We start from the raw sequence: 17,382 nt of genomic DNA, 5'->3' as shown, positions 1-17,382 counted from the left end.
CAAATGCCTATAATGCTGACTGAATAAACAAAGGTGTTGTAGACGTGAAAAATAAAGGTTTTACGCTAATTGAGTTAGTAGTAGTCATTGTCATATTGGGGATTTTAGCGGCGGTAGCGCTTCCTAAGTTTATTGATTTACAAGATGATGCGCGACAAAAAACTGTATTAGCTACCAAAGCAGCGTTAAAAGCGGGCGTTGATTTAGCTAGAAGCAAATGGCTAGTATTAGGCTCTCCAACAGATGCAAACACCCGTGATGACGTAGAAATTTCCAGTGGCGTTGTGATTGACTTTAACAGCCAAGGCTGGCCCTCACAAAGCTATGTAACCGCTGGCGCTGATGCGCTAACGCTAAATAATGTCAATGATTGTCTATCTACATGGCAAGCCTTGATGGAAGAGAATAGTCAAACGGTTGCTAGCAATACTTCTGAAGATTATCAGGCAAGCTATTTAGGTAGCCAGAATTGCCGATTTGTTTTGGTTGAAGATACTGAGCTGGGCTTTGAATATGACAGCCTAACGGGTGAAATTACTAATTACGTACCAGTACCTTAAGCTGCATTAAAATTAATATTAAATATTAAATATTAAATATTAAATATTAAAAAACGGCACTGGGTAGTCACCTAAGTGCCGTTTTAGTTTATTTAATTGCTAGTTGATCGAAATCTTCCTTTTTTCTGTTTCTTGCTCAACTAATTTAGGCGCCGTTAAGGTTAACAGCCCTTTTTCGAATTTCGCATGGATGTCATTAGCGCTGACATTAGTGCCTAATGTAAAGCTTCGGCTAAAGTATCCGGTTCTGCGCTCCCTGCGGATCACTTTATCTTTTTCAGATTTAGATTCTTCACAAGTTTTTGCTTCGATAGTGAGTATGCCGTCATGTAGCTGAACAGATACATCTTCCTTATTAACACCAGGAAGTTCAGCAATAATTTCATAATTGTCCCCTTTGTCAGTTATATCGACTTTCGGGCTAAAGAATGCCTGACCAGCTTCATCTTTTCTTTTATCTGGAAAGAAATGGTCAAAAAAGTGGTCCATATCGAACCATTGCTCGCGAGGTAATAAGCTCATAATATGCTCCTTAGTTTGTGACTATCCCCTAATAAATGTAGTCCAATGTTGGCGCGCTAGTAACGAATGAAAAAGCGTAATTATTATGGATTTGATCCGGCTCAAAAGTTAAGTTAATAAAGTTGGTTTTACTGAAAGCTCGGTATGAAATTTGAACAGGTATTAGGAGGGGAGACAATGAATAAAGGTAGTTGTTTGTGTGGAGCGATTATATTTGAAGTTGCTAAATTCCAGCCATTAATTGGCCATTGTCATTGCAGTATGTGCCGTAAATTTCATGGTGCGGCCTTTTCAACTTTTGGCGAAGTGAAGAGAGAACACTTGCAGTGGATTAGTGGTGTAGAGTTGTTAAGTCACTTTCATGCGAGAAATGATACAACGCGCAGTTTTTGTCGCCATTGTGGTAGTAGCTTATTGTTTGAATCTAAATTTAACCGTGAAGCTGCTACTGTTGAAATCGCTTTGGCGGCATTTGACGACATAGACGATGTTAATCCAGATGCCCATATTTATACTGAAAGTAAAGTGAGTTGGATAGCGCTTAGCGATAACCTGCCTAAATATAAGGGATATCGAGAAATTTAAGGCTAGCGATAAAAGCCAAAACTTAATAATCGAAACGTCATAAACAGCGTGGCAAGAGAAGCCAATATAAAAAACACTAGCAATAAATTCATCACTATTTTGTATAGTTTAAATCGAATACGGGAAAATAAAGACGCTTTTGCTGAGAGTGGGGGCGGTATCTGTACAAAGCTATGAATAAGCAAGGTCAATAACAGACACCATATCATGACTAGTGCCGATAAAAATAAGTAGCTTTGTGGCTGATTTAGCATGAGTAACACAACAAAACTTATTAAGGCAACACCGCCTGCAATGCCAATAAGCTGGCGAAAGCGAAAAAGCTTGCCAGCGACTTGGTGCAACGTAACCAACATAGTGACTTAATCTTCTGCGTAAGCTTTTAACGCATCATAATTTTCTAAGGTGATCTGATAATTATTTTCGATACTAATCAACCCGTCTTTTTTAAGTTTGCTAAAGCCACGGCTGGCGGTTTCTAAAGACATACCTAAATAATCTGCTATGTCTTGCCGACTCATGGGTAAATGAAAAGTTTGTGTACCATGACCTAAGCGATATTTCATATCGAGTAAAAAGTGTGCTAAACGTTGGTGGGCAGTTTTCTGTCCCATGATAAATAACTGATCAAGAATGAGCGTTAAAATGTGACGAGTTACTTCATGGTAACGCTGTGCAATGGCTGGATATTTATCAAAAATATCTAATATAAGTTGCTGGTTAATTTTAATCACAACTGCATTGGTTAGTGTTTTGGCACTGAAACTGTAATTTTTGTGTTCGGAAATACCTAAAATATTGCCTGTGAATAAGAAGGCAAATACTTGGCGCGAACCAGTTAATGTTGCACGCTCCAACATAACAGCACCAGACACTGGAATATATACATAGTCGCTGTCATCTTTTTCGCGAAAAATATATTCATTAATACCTAAATTTACTTCTTCTGCTTTTTCCGCTAGTTCCTCAAAAAAGTCAGTAGCGCCGTCCATTTCTGTACAATTGCTTCCTAAAAAAGAAGATAGTGACGTTTTAATCGCTACCTTATCAATATCTAAAGACATGTTGCTTTCCGAATTATTATTGTCGTTTTTATTGCGGCAATGATTGGTAAAACTCTAACCAATTGCCGTCGGGGGATTTAATAGCAAGCATATCGACTAAACCATAGGGTGGCAAATGAATCTGTGCTGTGTTAACAATTTGTATACCTTTTAATGACAAGTGCTTTTCAAGTGCAGATAAGTTGTCTACCGGTAAGCGTAAAGTAAGAATGCCAAGGTTTGGCGGGACCGCTAAATGACTGACGTCTTTGCCGACTGCTCCATGAAACTGAAGCAGTTCAATTGAACCTTCATTGATACCATCAGGGTGTAGAATATCGACTGAACGTTCAATGTCTGTGGTTAGATTATAAGGTAATCCTAAGACATTTTTACCTGGTGAGCTGCTAGCTCCTTTATGCTCTAAATAAGGTTTAAACCCTAATACTTCGCGATAAAAGTTAGTAGACGTATTAATGTTTCTTACTACTTGAGTTGAATTAAATGTACGACTGAATTCTTTTACATTAGGCCAGCCTTCAAGTGTTGGTTTAATTCGTTCAATTAATGCGAAACTGATACCATCAGGCCCTGTAACAATCCACTCTTTTACGATAAATGGTCCGAAACTAAATTGAACAGGATCTGAGTCAGCACTCCAACCCAATGTTTGTAATTGCTTGAACTTCTTCGCCATGTTGGTGACACGCATGTTGATATCAAAAATACCACCAGTGTCCCAAGATTGTGTATTTGAACGAATGCGTTGCTGACTTACACCATTAATTTGAACTAACCTTATATAGCCACGCTCTTCACCAATATTACCGACAAGGCGTTGTGTTAGTTTTGCGGTTTGTGGCAACTGCCAAAAAACCTTTAGTGCTTTTTCATCTAAGTGTTTGTTTTTCACTTCCCAGCCGGCAATTTTCGTAAAGAAAGTGGTATAACTGTCAATATCGGAAACAATAAATACCGTCTCGGTAAACCCTCCAATTTTAAAGGGTAGTGGCTTAGCTGCGTGAATAGAATTGCTAACCAATATTAGCAGTACGCCAGTAAAAAAACGTTTTAAAAAAAGCATGTTACTTGGCCTCAAATACTTCAATAAGGAAGCCGTTAGGGGCACGCAATGTCGCCACGCTAGCCTTTCCATAAATGGGGCTATTCACATCAATAGGCATTTGCACAATATCACTACCAAACTGTTTAGCATTAGTGATCACTTGTTTTATGTCAGTAACAGGGTAGGTCCACATACCTAAACCCAAATTCGGTAGTGAAGGTGAATTTTTAGGGCGTTTAGGCTTCAAATTTCTAAAATCTACAAATAGCATATGGCCGGTTGTAGCGCCTTTGCTGTAGACGATTGCAAATCGAAATACCGTGCCATTAGGTAAATTCATGGCACCTTTGTCACCAGCTGATTTAAACTCTCGATCTGAACGAATTTCTAGCCCCAATACATCGGTATAAAATTTAAGATGCTGTTCAGAATCTTCGATAATTTGCGCTGAATACGCAGGGCCTCCTAATCCATTGCCATCAATCGGCCCAAGTTGGGCCATGCCACCACCACGCGTAATCGCTACACCATGAAGAAAGTCAGGGCCATTAAATATAGTTTCATCTATTTGATACGTAGAACCATCAGGGCGGGGAATTGGATAGCTTTCCAATGCGTTAAGCGCGCCAAAGCCAGTGTCACGAATAGTTTTATCTAAGGCAATGGTATCGGTATTTGGAAAACCTAGTGAGAACGGCCCTAGCTCTGTAGAGTCCCAACTATCATGGATACTTGGCATAGCTTTATCTAAAACAAGTAACTGAATATTTATCGCTTCTGGTACTCCTTTACGAAATAGATGATAGGTTTGCCAATTAAGGTCTTTAGGTAATTGCCATAACTGACGTTGCTGGGCGGTTTGCTTATCAGTTAGTGTTATCGGCCCTTTAACTGCAAGCCCCAAAGCATCACGATAAAAAAGTAAGCTTTGCTGTAGTGAAACCGTAGCAATGGTAGCAGTATGAAGTGGGAGGGCTAATGCATCTTCTACTTTTGATTTGGGCGCTAAAGCGTCATTAGACGCAGCAGCATTGCAAATACATGCAATTGACAAAAAAGCCACTGCTACTAATTTGCCAAATGGCAAAAAGTCACACTTTGAGATCATGATTCGTATCCGTAGATTAATTTAAAGCGGTAAAGTGATAGCACGAAACTTAAATAAAGAGATACACAATTATGCGACTTGCCCTATTCGGATTGATATTTGTCATTTTATCAGCCACAACTAAAGCCAATGAAATATCGCCACCCAATACAGGAGTAAGCGGCGTTTATGAGGTAATGATAGGTACAGATGAACCTGAGCCTTTATTAACATTTTTAAATCAGTTTGGATTCGAGGTAATCGACAAAGGCGCGCTTTCTGCGGAGCAAGCGAATAAGGTCTACGGCGTTCAAAGTAAGTTAAATAGCTACCGACTGCAAAATAATGATATTGACAGCCATGGCTTAATCCGGATTTTACATTGGGATAAACCGATAAGTAATGGCGTAGGATATGCGCAGCCTGAAACCGTAGGGCAACGTATGATGGTGATGCGAACTAAAGATATTTTTCATCTGAATGATATTTTTAATGATGCCAGATATTCCGGTGAGAAATGGTTTGCTACACAGCCTGTTTATGATGATCTTTATGATATGACTGAAGGCAAACTGAATGTTATTAATCGTCGCATTGGTGTGCGAGAAATGGCGGCTTATGGAGAGTTGATGAATATAGTGTTTTATCAGCGCTATGGATATACCATTCCTGGTTACGGCACAATTGACGACGATTCTCCTTTGGCGACAAGTGAAATTACCCATAATGATTTTATTCTCGCGGGTTCGTCAAAAGAAGACATGTATAGGCAAACTGATTACTACCGTGACGTTTTAGGATTTAAACCGGAAGGGCCTGTAGTACTTGATGGTGACTGGCAAGCTGGGCCCAAGGCGGTATTTAATATGGCTGATGGTGCTAGCCATTGGTACCGAGGCTTTGTTAGCCCAAATAATATTGCAGGAAAGCTTAAGTTTTTCGTCAATCCTGACCCTCGCCCCGATCGTAGCCATGAACAACGAGCAGGTGCTAAAGGTATTACACTCCACTCAGTATTTACTGACAAGTTGTCGACGATTCATCAGTTGGCAATTAAACATCAGTTGAAAACCACCTCAATTATAGACAATGAATTCAATGAAAAAGCCTTTACTTTCGTTGGTGACGACGGCTCGACTTGGCAAGTTTTGCAACAACCTAAACTCAAAAATCCAGCTGTCACAGAACTAAATTTCTTAAAAAAATAATCGTTTTTGCAAAATAACCCGCCATGAATTGGCTAAATTTCACTCAGGTGCTAGTTATTGATATATATCAAAAACGATAACTAGTGCCGATTTTCTAGTCCCAAGTTTTGTGTAATTGTAAGTTCAGAGTGTTTATTTGCTAATCATTTTGTTAGCCAATTGAACGACCTAAAAATAATAAAAATTAAAATTTTAATAACTAGAATATCTGTCAAACGGGAACAAGGTCATGAATAATTTATCGTCACCCAGCTTTTTAGTGCAGTCAATTAAGGCCGCATTATTAAGCTCTGTATTTGCAATACCAACAGCGTTTGCTGCTGAAAATGATGACGCAGCCAAGGATGAAAATTCAGCTAGTGAAATCGAACATATCGAAGTAACTTCTCGTTTGAGAAAAGAATCAATTGATAAAATTCCAGTCTCGGTAATTTCATTTAACCTTGAAGATATGGAAAAAGCAGGCATGGAAGATATCAATGATATCGCTAGTAATGCTATTGGTTTCTCGATGGAGAAAACTTTCGGTAGACAAGCGGATATCCCTGTAATGCGTGGTGTATCTTGGATACCTGGATTTGGTACGCAAAAAGCTTCTTACTTTATTGATGGCGTATATTTCTCGGGTTCCATACAAAGTTTACCGCTTGACTTAATAGAGCGTGTAGAAATCATAAAAGGTCCACAATCTGCACTGTATGGACGAAGTACGTTCTCAGGCGCGATTAACTTAATTACCCGTAAACCTGGCGATAAAGCATCTGGTTACGTTACGGCAACTTACGGCAAGAATGGAAACCAACAACTTGCTGGCGGTATTTCATCAAAAATTACCGACACATTGTCGTTTAGAGCATCTGGTTCATTAGATCAGTATGACGGCGATTGGAAAAATGAAAAAGAGGGTGGCCCTAGTTTAGGTGGTGAAAAAACTAAATCGGCAATGTTAGGTCTTTACTATAATAGTGAAAGAACTGACGTCGCTTTGAACTTCATCTATAACGAAAATGATGATGAGCACTCTGTGTTCATGTTCCAAGATCCGAGTTACAACAATTGTTACCTAGATACACGCGCTTATTATTGTGGTGAGGCTAAGACGGACTTACCAATTAATATTGGTGGTATTTTAGATAACAGTGATTACGGTTTGCGCTCAGAGCGAGAACATATCAGCCTAAAAATAGATCATTCTTTTGATTTTGGTGATTTGAGCTGGAGCACCGCAATCAACACTTACGATACAGAAAATGGTGTTGACCAAACTTATACTGGCTATGAGCAAGCCTTTAGTTTTGGTTTCTTCTTTGGCGGCCCATATTTCGGCAGTGCAGCAGGCTGGCATACGCTTGGTGAAGGTCAATCAGACGAAATTAGCCATGAAGTGCGTTTTAGCTCGACAGCATTTGATGATCGTTTGTATTGGATGGTTGGTGCATATTATTGGGAATGGGAAGATGATCCAGAAGATGCAGATGCGTTCGTTGCTAAGAATAGCAACCAAGCGTTAATGGCTTCTGTGTCATACGATATTACAGACGACTTTAATATCTCGGTTGAAGCTCGAAAAGCGACAGATGAAATTGAAACCCAAGCTTATGAAAATTTAATTCAAGACCCTACATATGCGGATGTAGACAATGAGTTTGACAGCACGACGACACGTATCATCGCCGAATATAATTGGGACGAGCACTTATTTTACTTAACTCGTTCTGAGGGTAATAGCCCTGGGGACTTTAATAGCGACTCAAATTTGCCAATTGAGCTGATTAAAGTTGAAGAAGAAGAAATGGTGATGTACGAGTTTGGTTGGAAATCAACGTTACTTGATGGCGCGCTTTACCTATCAACAGCGGCATTCTTTATGGATTGGGATGATCAGCAATTAACTGATAGCTATATCGACGAAAGTGCCGGTGGTGGCGATGTACCAATTTCTTATATTTCTAACAAAGGTGAAACTGAAGTTAAAGGTGTTGAAATACAAGGTAAGTGGTTAGTGAATGAAAACTTCGATATTGATTTTGGTTTCTCATACACTAATTCAGAGTTTGTTGAAGCATTCGATGGCAACCATTGTCGCATTATTTCTGGTTTAAGTTCATCAGAATGTAATCAGCCTGCGAATTTAACAACTTATGGTGATATTTCGGGTAATACACCACCTCAAGTACCAGAGAAAGAAGCAAACCTTGCATTCAATTATAAAGGTGAAATAGATGAAGATACGGGTTGGTTTGCGCGTTTAAGTGCAAGTTATGATTCTTCTCGTTATGCACATATCCATAACTTTATTGAAACAGGTAGTCGCACTAAAGTTGACTTGCGAGCAGGCATTAATCATGGCGGCGTTACGTTAACAGCTTGGGCTAAAAACCTTACTGATGATGAAACACCAACCTATATTTTCCGTTACATTGATGCACAGAGTTTTGCGTTTAGTTCTCGCGCATTCCCAATTGCACCATCTCGTGGCCGTGAATTTGGCGTAACAATGAAATATTCGTTTTAAGTATTACGCATAGTGCGAGGTATCGCACAATAAGGTATAAAGGCTAACTGTTACCAGTTGGCCTTTTTATTTTTAGGTGTTTTAGTCAATGATTTTCGATCACTTTAATATCAGTGCCCCAAAAGAATTACTCGCACAAGTACGTGATTTTTATTGTGAGTTATTTGAACTTGAAGTTGGCCAAAGGCCTAATTTTAACTTTGATGGCTATTGGCTATATTGTCAGTCGCAAGCAGTTATTCATTTAACTCAGAGTGATGCTCATAGTGCTAGTAATAGCTTGCATTATCACGATCATATCGCTTTTCGGATGCAAAATTATCAGCAGTTTAAAACTAGATTAACGCGACTAAAAATAGACTTCAAAGAACAAACGGTTCCGGGTACCAATACTATTCAGTTATTTTTTTATGATCCGGCAGACGGTAAAATTGAAGTATTATTTAGGTGAGTGTTCGACTAACTGATTCTGTAAATTGAGAATAGACAAGCGTATTGGAAAGTGCGCTAATAATTTGTAGCGCACTCCAATAGAAAAACTTTTATTTAGCCAGTTCAATAAACGCTGCGGTATACATTTTTAAATTCAACTTAAACTGTTCAACAGTAATAAATTCATGTTCAGAATGACCTGAATACGCTTTTCCTGGCATTGAAGGGCCAAAGCTTACCGCCGTCGGAAATAATCGTGAATTCGTACCACCGCCTATCGCAATAGGTTTCGCATCCTTAATGCCAGTGAAGTGACTAAACACATCCAACAAGGTTTGGGTTTGTGGGGCATTGTCTTGAATAAATGGGTTACCAACATAGTGTTCAAGTTGCGTAGCCGCTACTTGATGCTCTTGCTGCCATTGGTTAAATGCTGCGTTTACTTCTCTTAGCAATTGCTCTTTGGATTTGCCTCTTGGGCGACGAATATTGATATGAACATCAATTGATTTTTCCTGCTGTTTAATCACCGTTGGTGATACGGTCATAGGTCCCATAAAATCATCGCTATAGGCGATATTACCAAATAATTTTCCTTCCAAGCCTAAACCTATATTGGCATTAATAAAATTTACTAATGAACCCGCGCCATTATTCGGCCATTTAATCCCGTCGACGTGAGCTATCTTGGCTAAGTGGGTAATGGCATTAATGCCTTCTTGAGGCTTAGATGAATGTGCGGATTTTCCTCGTGCAGTAATGGTTAATTCGGTTGAATTAATGTCAAATTTATAGTCGACCTCTGTATCCAATTGAGCAACAGCACGTAAAGTTCGTACAACATCGTTCGTGGCGTTTTTTATTACCATTTTAGCATCTTCTGGTATTTGGCTAGCAAAAAAACCACCTTTAAAGTTGCTAATATAAGGCGTTTTTTCCTTTATACTTTTCTTTTCAAACGCAAACTTTAATAACCCCCAGCCTTTTTCTGCTGTAACCACAGGATACTCTGCATCTATTGTGATATTGGTTTGAGGTAAGGAGTTATGCTTAATAAACTCTTCAAGTGGACCCCAATCGGACTCTTCGGCCATATAAACATAAAGCTCAATGCGTTTGTTTAATTTGATTCCTTTGTCTTGAATTGCTTTCATCGCATACAACGCTGTAGAAATTGGTCCTTTATCATCTTCTGTGCCGCGAGCAATTAATTTGCCAGGCTCTGACGTTTTATCCAATTCAAATGGAGATTTTTGCCATTTGCTTTTATCTACAGGTTGAATATCTCCATGGGTAATTACTCCTAAGCGCTCTTTGCTATTTCCAAGGCCGATAATGACGACATAACCGTGATCGCTATAGTCTAATCCTAGTTGCTCTGCTTGACGTTTTAATGCCGCTTTAAAAGCAATATGTACAGGGTTATCGGTTGATTTTACGCCGTCGATTGCAACAGTGTTAAAAGTGACTAGCTCGGCAAGGCTATCAATCATGTCATTTGAATAACGTTCTACCGCGTACTCTGCAGTATTGTTAGCCAAAGGTGATACTGCTGTATTTGCCTGACTGCTAAATGAAATAAATAAAGCGGTGAAATAAAAAGTAATTAAGCGAAAAATTAACACTGTAGCTCCTTTAACGGTAAGTTATAGCAGCATAATAACGACTTTTTTATAACTCGCACAGCTACAAAATTGCATATTTTGTAGCTGCACAGTTGTGGGTTTCGAGTAAAAATTAAAGGTTAATAAATGGTTGGGTACCTAAACCTGGGCCATAAACAATTGCATTTAGAAGTAACCTTGCCGTACCTTTGCTGGCTCCTCTAAAGTTGGGTTCGCCAGCAAATAGTATGATTTGTCCTTTACCCTTTGCTTCGCGAGTTAGGTATGCTGCATTGGTAATACGCTGTGCAGCTTCAGGCCACAATAAGCCGCTCATGCGCAAGTATACGTCGTTTGCTGCAGGAATTGTTGACCAGCCAATTTGGCTAGCCTCTGCTTTACTATTGCTAACGTATTGGCCAAATCGTACGACCGCGTCACTACCTCCTTTACTCATTAACAATGGGAGGTTACTGGTCAATACCGGAAGTTGCTCTGGTACACCATAAGTTAGCCAATGTTTTTGGTCCGTTCGTGTCGCGGTGATTGCGCCAGATGGCATAAAGCGTTGATTCCAGTTGTTCCACTGTTTCAACGCTTTCTCATCCATTGGTTTTAGGGCTTTAATATCTTGCCACGGATACCAAATATCGTTACTGACCTTATTAGCTGCTACTTGCTTAGCGTTTGAGATCGTACTCTGTTTGGCTAACCACTCTTGAAATAAAGCAAGGTTGTATTCTTCACTTTCTTTAAAGCTATCTTTGAGTAATTTAACTTGGGTAAATTTTTCAGTAGCTAATAATTGGTTTGCGGAGCTTCCGCTAACGATTAACGTGCCACCGTTAGTCACCCATTGCCCAATCTGCTTAACGACATGTTTAGGTAATTCGCCATAAAAACGAGACGGTAATACCAATACGTTGTAGGCGCGTAAATCGGTATTTGCTAAAAACTCTTGATTGAGGTGGGAATGTCTAATGCCTAATTCAGTATCAAGCAAGTGCCAAATTGACCCTAGGTCGTAAAAATTAATACCATTTTGCGAGATTAATCCAACTTTAGGTGCTGTTAGCAGTTTAAAGCTTTCACCACCAATATCAGGCAAATCGCCGTCACCTAAACCTTGGTTAATGGCAACTAATGAACTATTTGTCTCGTTTGCCGTTTGCTTAACTAAAGTTTTTAGTTTGGATTTGTCCATTGTGTTGTCATAGTGATAAACAACAACACTGCCTCGGGCAAAACCTTGCTGATTAAATTTACCTTCTTTATCTAATACCCGTACCTTTACGCCTTGCTCTAGTAAACGAGCGGCAAATGCAACAGAGCTGTCTGTAGCGCCATCAACTAAGTAAGCAATGGTATTTTCTCGCTCGGTAAATTGAGGTGTTGGTGCTTGGTAATTCGTTAAGTTTTTGGTGATGTTTTCATTGACTTCTAACGCTTCTAAACCATACATCATGGTAATGTTCCATGCTGTAGTGTCGTACATTACCGAACTGCCGTTTCGTAGTGTTTTTTGACGCTCTTCAATCAGTACTTGGTCTTTTATTTCAGTATCAAACTCTAACAGTGTTGCCAGCAAAGGTGCGTCATATTGACGATTGTTAATGACGATACTACCTTTAGGAACTGTGACTTTAGTTAGGTTTTGACCTAGTTGGTTTTTCGCTTTACTTACGGTAAAGCTTTTAGTGGTTTGCTGGTATTCAAAGCCTTGGATATCTAGCAAATCAAGAAATCGCTGTGTGCGGTAGTGATTACCTGTTGGTAAGACGACAAAGCTACGGTTACTGTACTGGCCTTTAGTCGCAACGTGCCCTTTTCTAAATTGAACGAAATCTTGATACATTGCCTTGCTGTGCTTTGACAGTGTGGTTAGGTTTGCCATTGAACTGGTAAATTGATGATCTACGGCTTCTTTAAAGGTGCGAATTTTACCACTTGCTAGCTTGATGCCGTCTTCATCAGTACTCGCTTGCTCATATAATATATGCATAGAGCCTTTATATTCTGCGTAGTTCGAATAGCCAGGATAGAGGTTTTCAAACCATTCACCGGTGTAATAGGGCCAGTTGTTTTCGTCAAATTTTTCGGCGTGATCTAGTGAAAATACTTTACTCCACTTACGTGTGCTTGCTGGAATATGTACGTTAAGTGGCTCTCGAGGAGGGCCAAATAAATAGGTATCTTGTGGACCCATTTCATGACCATCAATCATTAACTGCGGAAACCATTGGTTAATAGCTTTTATACGACCGCGAGACTCCGGATTTACGGCAAAATAAAAGTCTCGATTAAGATCGAAATAGTAGTGATTAGTACGACCGAAAGGCCAAGTGCCACTATGTAGCAGCGAATTGTCGTCGATGTTAGGCGCTGTGCCTCTAGACTCTTCTAATCGTTTAGTAAATCGTGCGCGACCATCAGGGTTCATCATCGGATCAACCAACACAACCATATTGGCCAAAAGTTCATTTACATCGTTATTTTTTGAGGCGATCAAATGATAAATCAATGCTAAAGCGCCATCAGCACCAGAGTTTTCATTGCCATGAATACTATAAGCCATCCATGCCGTGGCCGGAGTATCCTCAATAAGTTGCTTGATCTTACTAGCAGATAACTTCGCAGGTTCACTTAATTGAGCAATATTGGCTTTAATGTCAGGTAAGCGTGATAGGTTGTTCGGAGTACTTATCATTAAGTAGTGAAGTGCTCGATTTTCGTAACTTCGGGCATATTCGACAATTTGAACTTTGTCGCTTTCTTTAGCCCACAAATTTACTAAAGCATTAATTTGCTCGGGTGATGCTGTACGTTCTCCTAATTTGAATCCTAAAAACGTTTCTGGCGTGGTTATATTTTCCTGGTAAGCACCTGACAAGATATCTGGGTATTCTAACCCTGTTAACGGTGTCGGCTTCATTAGCACTGTGGCATTAGTAAATTGGGTTACTAATACCAAAGCTAAGAAAACAAAGATTAGACGTAAGTTGCTCATGGCATTCCTTTTTATTATTTTCACGATCGTCACTAACTATAGATAGGTTTAGGTTAAAGCGAAAGTATTCAAATGCCTTAGTAACCAGTGGCTTACTACATTCGTCCCATTAAGCCTATATCTTCAAGTGATACGCGTGCAGGACGAGTAAGTACATACTCCGCTGCATCAGCTAAATCGGAAGTCTGCAACCAGCCTTCAGTCATTTCTTTTGAAGATTTAGGTGCTGGTACCTGAGTTAGCGCAGGCATCAGGTTATGTACTTGGATGTTGTAATCCCTAACTTCTTCTTGTAGTGCTTTGGCAAAACCCATTAGACCAAACTTAGCGGCGCAATAAGGGCCTGCGTTTGGGTAACCGTTTTTAGCAGCTTGCGAGGAAATATTAATAATAAACCCAGATTTTTTTTCTATCATTTGGGGCAGCACAGCCTGCGAAACTAAAAAAGGCCCTTTTAATGTAGTATTAATAACTAAGTTCCATCGGTCTTCTGGGCAATCAATTAGCAAGTCAGTTACACCGACACCAGCGTTGTTAATGAGTACATCAATAGTAGAGAACTCCTGTGGAAGCCTGTTTATTGACTCTGTTATTGAATTTTTGTCGGTGACATCCAAGGTTAAGGCGAGTGCGCTATGACTTCGTTGTTGATTTAATTTATCAACTTGAGTGTTAATAAGTGAGGTGCGACGCGATGCGATGATTACCTTCATACCTAAACTATGTAATCGCTCACTAATAGCTAAACCTATACCAGTTGCACCACCGGTGATTAAGGCAATTTGATTCGTTCTATCAATTGTTTCCATATGAATATCTATTTGACCTTTAAGGTAAAGCGTTGCCACGGGCGCTTACATAGAGTTTGTACCAATCTTCGCGTGATAGGTTTACCTCTAGTGCGGCAACACAGCGCTTGATGCGCTCTATGTTAGTGGTGCCAATAACTGGCTGGATATTCGCGGGATGACGCATAAGCCATGCAAGTACGATGGCGTCAGGGTTAGATTGATATTGTTCCGCTAGTTTGTTAACTAAAGTAGATGTTGCTTGAATATGATGAGCTTCGCTGCTGTTATCACGACCAGAAAATAGTCCTTGTGCTAAGCTACCCCATGCCTGAATCTGAATATTGTTAAGCTGACAATATTCCAAAGTGCCGGGGGTGAAATTCCCGTGCTCTCCATTCGGGTTTCCTGCCAATACGCCATGCTCAAGCCAACCCAATTGCTTTAAACTTATTTCAATTTGGTTGGCTACAATAGGTGTTTTAATTGCAGATTGTAGATAGGCTATTTGGTGATGGTTCATATTAGAGGCACCAAAGTGCTTCACTTTGCCGCTTGCTTGTAATTTTTCAAAGCTAGGCGCAACTTCTTCAATATTCATTAAAGGATCTGGGCGGTGAAGCTGTAAAATATCTAAAGTCTCAATATTTAGTCGCGATAAAATGCCATCTACTGATTCTTCTATCCATTTACTTGAAAAGTCGTAACGACCTGGCCCTGATTCATCGTCAAAGCGAATTCCGCACTTTGATTGAATAATCATTTGATCTCTAAGAGTGGGCTGTTCAATTAACACTTGGCCAAAAACTCGCTCTGCTTTGCCTAAGGTGTAGATATCAGCATGATCAAAAAAGTTAATGCCATTTGTTAATGCTGTTTCAATTATTGATTGTGCTTGGTATTTGTCAGTAGAAGCCAGTTCATTGTTTTCCCAACTACCGCCTAAGCCCATGCAGCCATATGCGAGTTTACTGGCACGAGGAAAATGTTGCTGTATTGCGTAAGTGCTCATAGTTTACCTACAGAATTTTGACGAATTAACGTCATTTTAGTTGGACCTCTTCCTTTACCCTAGCAACAATTTGCAAATACATTGTATGATATATAAAACAATTTAAGGTTATTGTAATGTATAGTCGAGAGCACAAAAAGATTGAACGTTTGTTCTTATTTGGTGAAGTGGCAAATCAATTAAGCTTTACGAAGGCAGCTAAAACACTGGGGATGTCAAAAGGGTATTTATCTGCTCAAATTAAGCAATTAGAACAAGAGTTGGCATTGCCTTTGTTAGTGCGTTCTACTCGCAGTGTAAGGTTAACAGCAAGTGGTCGAGATATTGTTAGGCAAATAGCCTCTATGCGTCGCTCTCTTTTGTCTGTTGAGCGATATGCGCGCGATGATCAATCCGAAGTGACAGGCCGATTACGTATTACTGCGCCAATTCAGTTTACCAATGGTGTATTAATTGAGCTATGCAAACAATTTAACCAGCGATATCCTAAAATAAGTTTTGAAATTGACAGTAGCTATACCAATTACGACTTAATGGCAGACGATTTTGATTTGGCTTTTAGAGCGACCAATCAACCGCCAAAAAATTTAATTGCTAAAAAAATAATGTCCTATCGACATATTTGTTGTGCTTCGCCAACATACTTAGCAGAGTTCGGCAGGCCAACAACTCCAGAAGAATTGATTCAGTATCAGTGCTTGCCGTCGTTAGATCATACTATTTGGCAGTTTTCCACAGGCAATATCACAGTAAAAGGTTGGCTGTCCGCTAATGACAATAGCGTTTTAAAACAGCAAGGCATTGATGGCTTGGGGATTGTTCGTTTACCTAGCTATTATGTAGAAAAAGCAATTAACAATAAGCTATTGATACCAATACTTACTGATTTTGAATTAAGAGGCCAGTCGATATATTTATTACAGCCACAGTTAATTCGCCCTGCGCAAAAAGTTGTCACATTTTCACAGTTTGTGCAGCAGAAAATTGCATTACCAGATTGATTGCATAAACTTTAAAACTAGCAATACATAGATAAGGTTAAGGATTTCTTATTGAGTATTAATTATTCTATTCATGGCAGCTCACACATCGTCGCTAAAGGTAATATCATGGTGATAGATGCCGTCGGGCCGTGGAATGACGAGTTCTTCCCGCAGTTACATAAAAAAATTGTTGCTGTTCGTAAACACTTTGATGCTAATAATTATGGTGTTTTACTTAACTTGCACGGAGAAGCTGTTACGTCGCCCAGTAATTTACGCAGTCATATTGCTTTTATTCGTCAAGGAGGTGCGCGGGCAGCAGCTGTGAATATAAGTGACTGTACGACTAAAGCTATTTCTCAAGAGTTAATATCACAAGCCTACGGTAGCATTAACCTTAAATATGCGTTTTTTAATAATAACAGTGACGCCACCATTTGGTTACAAACTTATCTCGACTAAATTTATCATTTTTGTGTATTTCGCATAGGTGAAATATTTCAATTTTGCTACACTAAATGTAAGCGAGTTGCTCAACCCTTTAGATTTCCAATAAAGCTAAAAGTGAAGAAATTATGGAATATGAATTTAGAAATGATCCTACCTCAGGACAGGCGAAAGCGCTTTTTTCGCTAGAGCAACAAATGATTGGTCCATGGTTGGAAGTAGAGGTAGGGCAGAATACCGAAATGCTGTCAGCACTTCTTGTTGCGATTGAAAAAATAGAAAATCAACATCAGCATGAAATCACCGTGACTGGTAGTGAGTACTCGGTAACTTTCACTCATGATGATGTGTTTGTTCAGCCAAATACCAACCTAAATGGCATTGAAGATATGCCTGAAGAGCTTATTTCTGAACAACTAAATATAGACAGTCAAGCAATCAGTGCTTGTGGGTTAGATGACTTTCGTCAAATCTTATTATCTTGGGCAAAGTTTACAAAAAATTAACTGATTGAAATACCGCG

The 17,382-nt window shown here is 39.4% G+C and carries 17 protein-coding genes; 8 read left to right on the top strand and 9 right to left on the bottom strand.

Annotated features, from left to right (window positions below; all coding sequences use genetic code 11):
- The first annotated feature begins 44 nt into the window (after positions 1-44).
- Positions 45-560: a prepilin-type N-terminal cleavage/methylation domain-containing protein gene (locus HII17_RS19280; protein ID WP_328824434.1), complete on the top strand. Its 516-nt coding sequence runs from the start codon at positions 45-47 to the stop codon at positions 558-560.
- Positions 561-659: 99 nt separating this feature from the next.
- Here the strand turns inward: HII17_RS19280 and HII17_RS00895 are convergent, their stop codons facing one another.
- Entirely contained in the window at positions 660-1,082 is a 423-nt protein-coding gene (locus HII17_RS00895; RefSeq protein ID WP_169073447.1) for an Hsp20/alpha crystallin family protein, read from the bottom strand.
- A gap of 177 nt (positions 1,083-1,259) precedes the next feature.
- Here HII17_RS00895 and HII17_RS00890 point away from each other — a divergent pair, with 177 nt between their 5' ends.
- Positions 1,260-1,667 carry a GFA family protein gene (locus tag HII17_RS00890; RefSeq protein ID WP_169073446.1) on the top strand — a complete coding sequence of 136 codons (408 nt, stop codon included), beginning with the start codon at positions 1,260-1,262 and terminating at the stop codon, positions 1,665-1,667.
- Positions 1,668-1,669: 2 nt separating this feature from the next.
- On the opposite strand, the gene HII17_RS00885 is transcribed toward HII17_RS00890, so the two are convergent.
- The 4 genes from HII17_RS00885 to HII17_RS00870 are packed head-to-tail and all read right to left on the bottom strand — an operon-like array spanning position 1,670 to position 4,884.
- Positions 1,670-2,023, bottom strand: a complete 354-nt coding sequence (locus tag HII17_RS00885) for a hypothetical protein (protein ID WP_169073445.1) — start codon at positions 2,021-2,023, stop codon at positions 1,670-1,672.
- Positions 2,024-2,029: 6 nt separating this feature from the next.
- Positions 2,030-2,731, bottom strand: a complete 702-nt coding sequence (locus HII17_RS00880; protein ID WP_169073444.1) for a Crp/Fnr family transcriptional regulator — start codon at positions 2,729-2,731, stop codon at positions 2,030-2,032.
- Between the two features lie 28 nt (positions 2,732-2,759).
- On the bottom strand, positions 2,760-3,794 hold the full coding sequence (locus HII17_RS00875) for a VOC family protein (protein WP_169073443.1): 1,035 nt from the start codon (positions 3,792-3,794) through the stop codon (positions 2,760-2,762).
- A 1-nt stretch (position 3,795) separates the two neighbouring features.
- Entirely contained in the window at positions 3,796-4,884 is a 1,089-nt protein-coding gene (locus HII17_RS00870; protein ID WP_169073442.1) for a VOC family protein, read from the bottom strand.
- Positions 4,885-4,955: 71 nt separating this feature from the next.
- Here HII17_RS00870 and HII17_RS00865 point away from each other — a divergent pair, with 71 nt between their 5' ends.
- From HII17_RS00865 to HII17_RS00855, 3 genes are all read left to right on the top strand, one after another.
- Positions 4,956-6,071 (top strand): hypothetical protein, encoded by a 1,116-nt coding sequence (locus tag HII17_RS00865; RefSeq protein ID WP_169073441.1) that lies wholly within the window; start codon positions 4,956-4,958, stop codon positions 6,069-6,071.
- Between the two features lie 229 nt (positions 6,072-6,300).
- Positions 6,301-8,586: a TonB-dependent receptor gene (locus HII17_RS00860; protein WP_169073440.1), complete on the top strand. Its 2,286-nt coding sequence runs from the start codon at positions 6,301-6,303 to the stop codon at positions 8,584-8,586.
- A gap of 88 nt (positions 8,587-8,674) precedes the next feature.
- Positions 8,675-9,037: a VOC family protein gene (locus tag HII17_RS00855; RefSeq protein ID WP_169073439.1), complete on the top strand. Its 363-nt coding sequence runs from the start codon at positions 8,675-8,677 to the stop codon at positions 9,035-9,037.
- A 91-nt stretch (positions 9,038-9,128) separates the two neighbouring features.
- Here the strand turns inward: HII17_RS00855 and HII17_RS00850 are convergent, their stop codons facing one another.
- The 4 genes from HII17_RS00850 to HII17_RS00835 all read right to left on the bottom strand — a co-directional run bounded on the left by HII17_RS00850 (position 9,129) and on the right by HII17_RS00835 (position 15,429).
- Positions 9,129-10,643 (bottom strand): dipeptidase, encoded by a 1,515-nt coding sequence (locus HII17_RS00850; protein ID WP_328824433.1) that lies wholly within the window; start codon positions 10,641-10,643, stop codon positions 9,129-9,131.
- A 112-nt stretch (positions 10,644-10,755) separates the two neighbouring features.
- Positions 10,756-13,629, bottom strand: coding sequence for a M14 family zinc carboxypeptidase (locus HII17_RS00845; protein WP_169073438.1), 2,874 nt, complete (start codon positions 13,627-13,629; stop codon positions 10,756-10,758).
- Positions 13,630-13,724: 95 nt separating this feature from the next.
- Positions 13,725-14,477, bottom strand: a complete 753-nt coding sequence (locus HII17_RS00840) for an SDR family oxidoreductase (RefSeq protein WP_211185206.1) — start codon at positions 14,475-14,477, stop codon at positions 13,725-13,727.
- A complete protein-coding gene (locus HII17_RS00835; RefSeq protein WP_169073437.1) occupies positions 14,458-15,429 on the bottom strand; it encodes an aldo/keto reductase in 972 nt (323 codons plus the stop codon). The genes HII17_RS00840 and HII17_RS00835 overlap by 20 nt, the downstream gene beginning before the upstream one ends.
- 116 nt (positions 15,430-15,545) lie before the next feature.
- Between HII17_RS00835 and HII17_RS00830 the strand changes: the two genes are divergently transcribed.
- From HII17_RS00830 to HII17_RS00820, 3 genes are all read left to right on the top strand, one after another.
- Positions 15,546-16,430, top strand: coding sequence for a LysR family transcriptional regulator (locus tag HII17_RS00830; protein WP_169073436.1), 885 nt, complete (start codon positions 15,546-15,548; stop codon positions 16,428-16,430).
- Positions 16,431-16,481: 51 nt separating this feature from the next.
- Positions 16,482-16,874 carry a hypothetical protein gene (locus tag HII17_RS00825; protein WP_169073435.1) on the top strand — a complete coding sequence of 131 codons (393 nt, stop codon included), beginning with the start codon at positions 16,482-16,484 and terminating at the stop codon, positions 16,872-16,874.
- A 113-nt stretch (positions 16,875-16,987) separates the two neighbouring features.
- On the top strand, positions 16,988-17,365 hold the full coding sequence (locus HII17_RS00820) for a YacL family protein (RefSeq protein WP_169073434.1): 378 nt from the start codon (positions 16,988-16,990) through the stop codon (positions 17,363-17,365).
- Positions 17,366-17,382 lie beyond the last annotated feature (17 nt).

Source organism: Thalassotalea algicola (assembly GCF_012932965.1).
Lineage (GTDB): Bacteria > Pseudomonadota > Gammaproteobacteria > Enterobacterales > Alteromonadaceae > Thalassotalea_F > Thalassotalea_F algicola.
The sequence above is the reverse complement of the archived record's forward strand: the minus strand, read 5'-3'. Positions and strand labels throughout refer to the sequence as shown.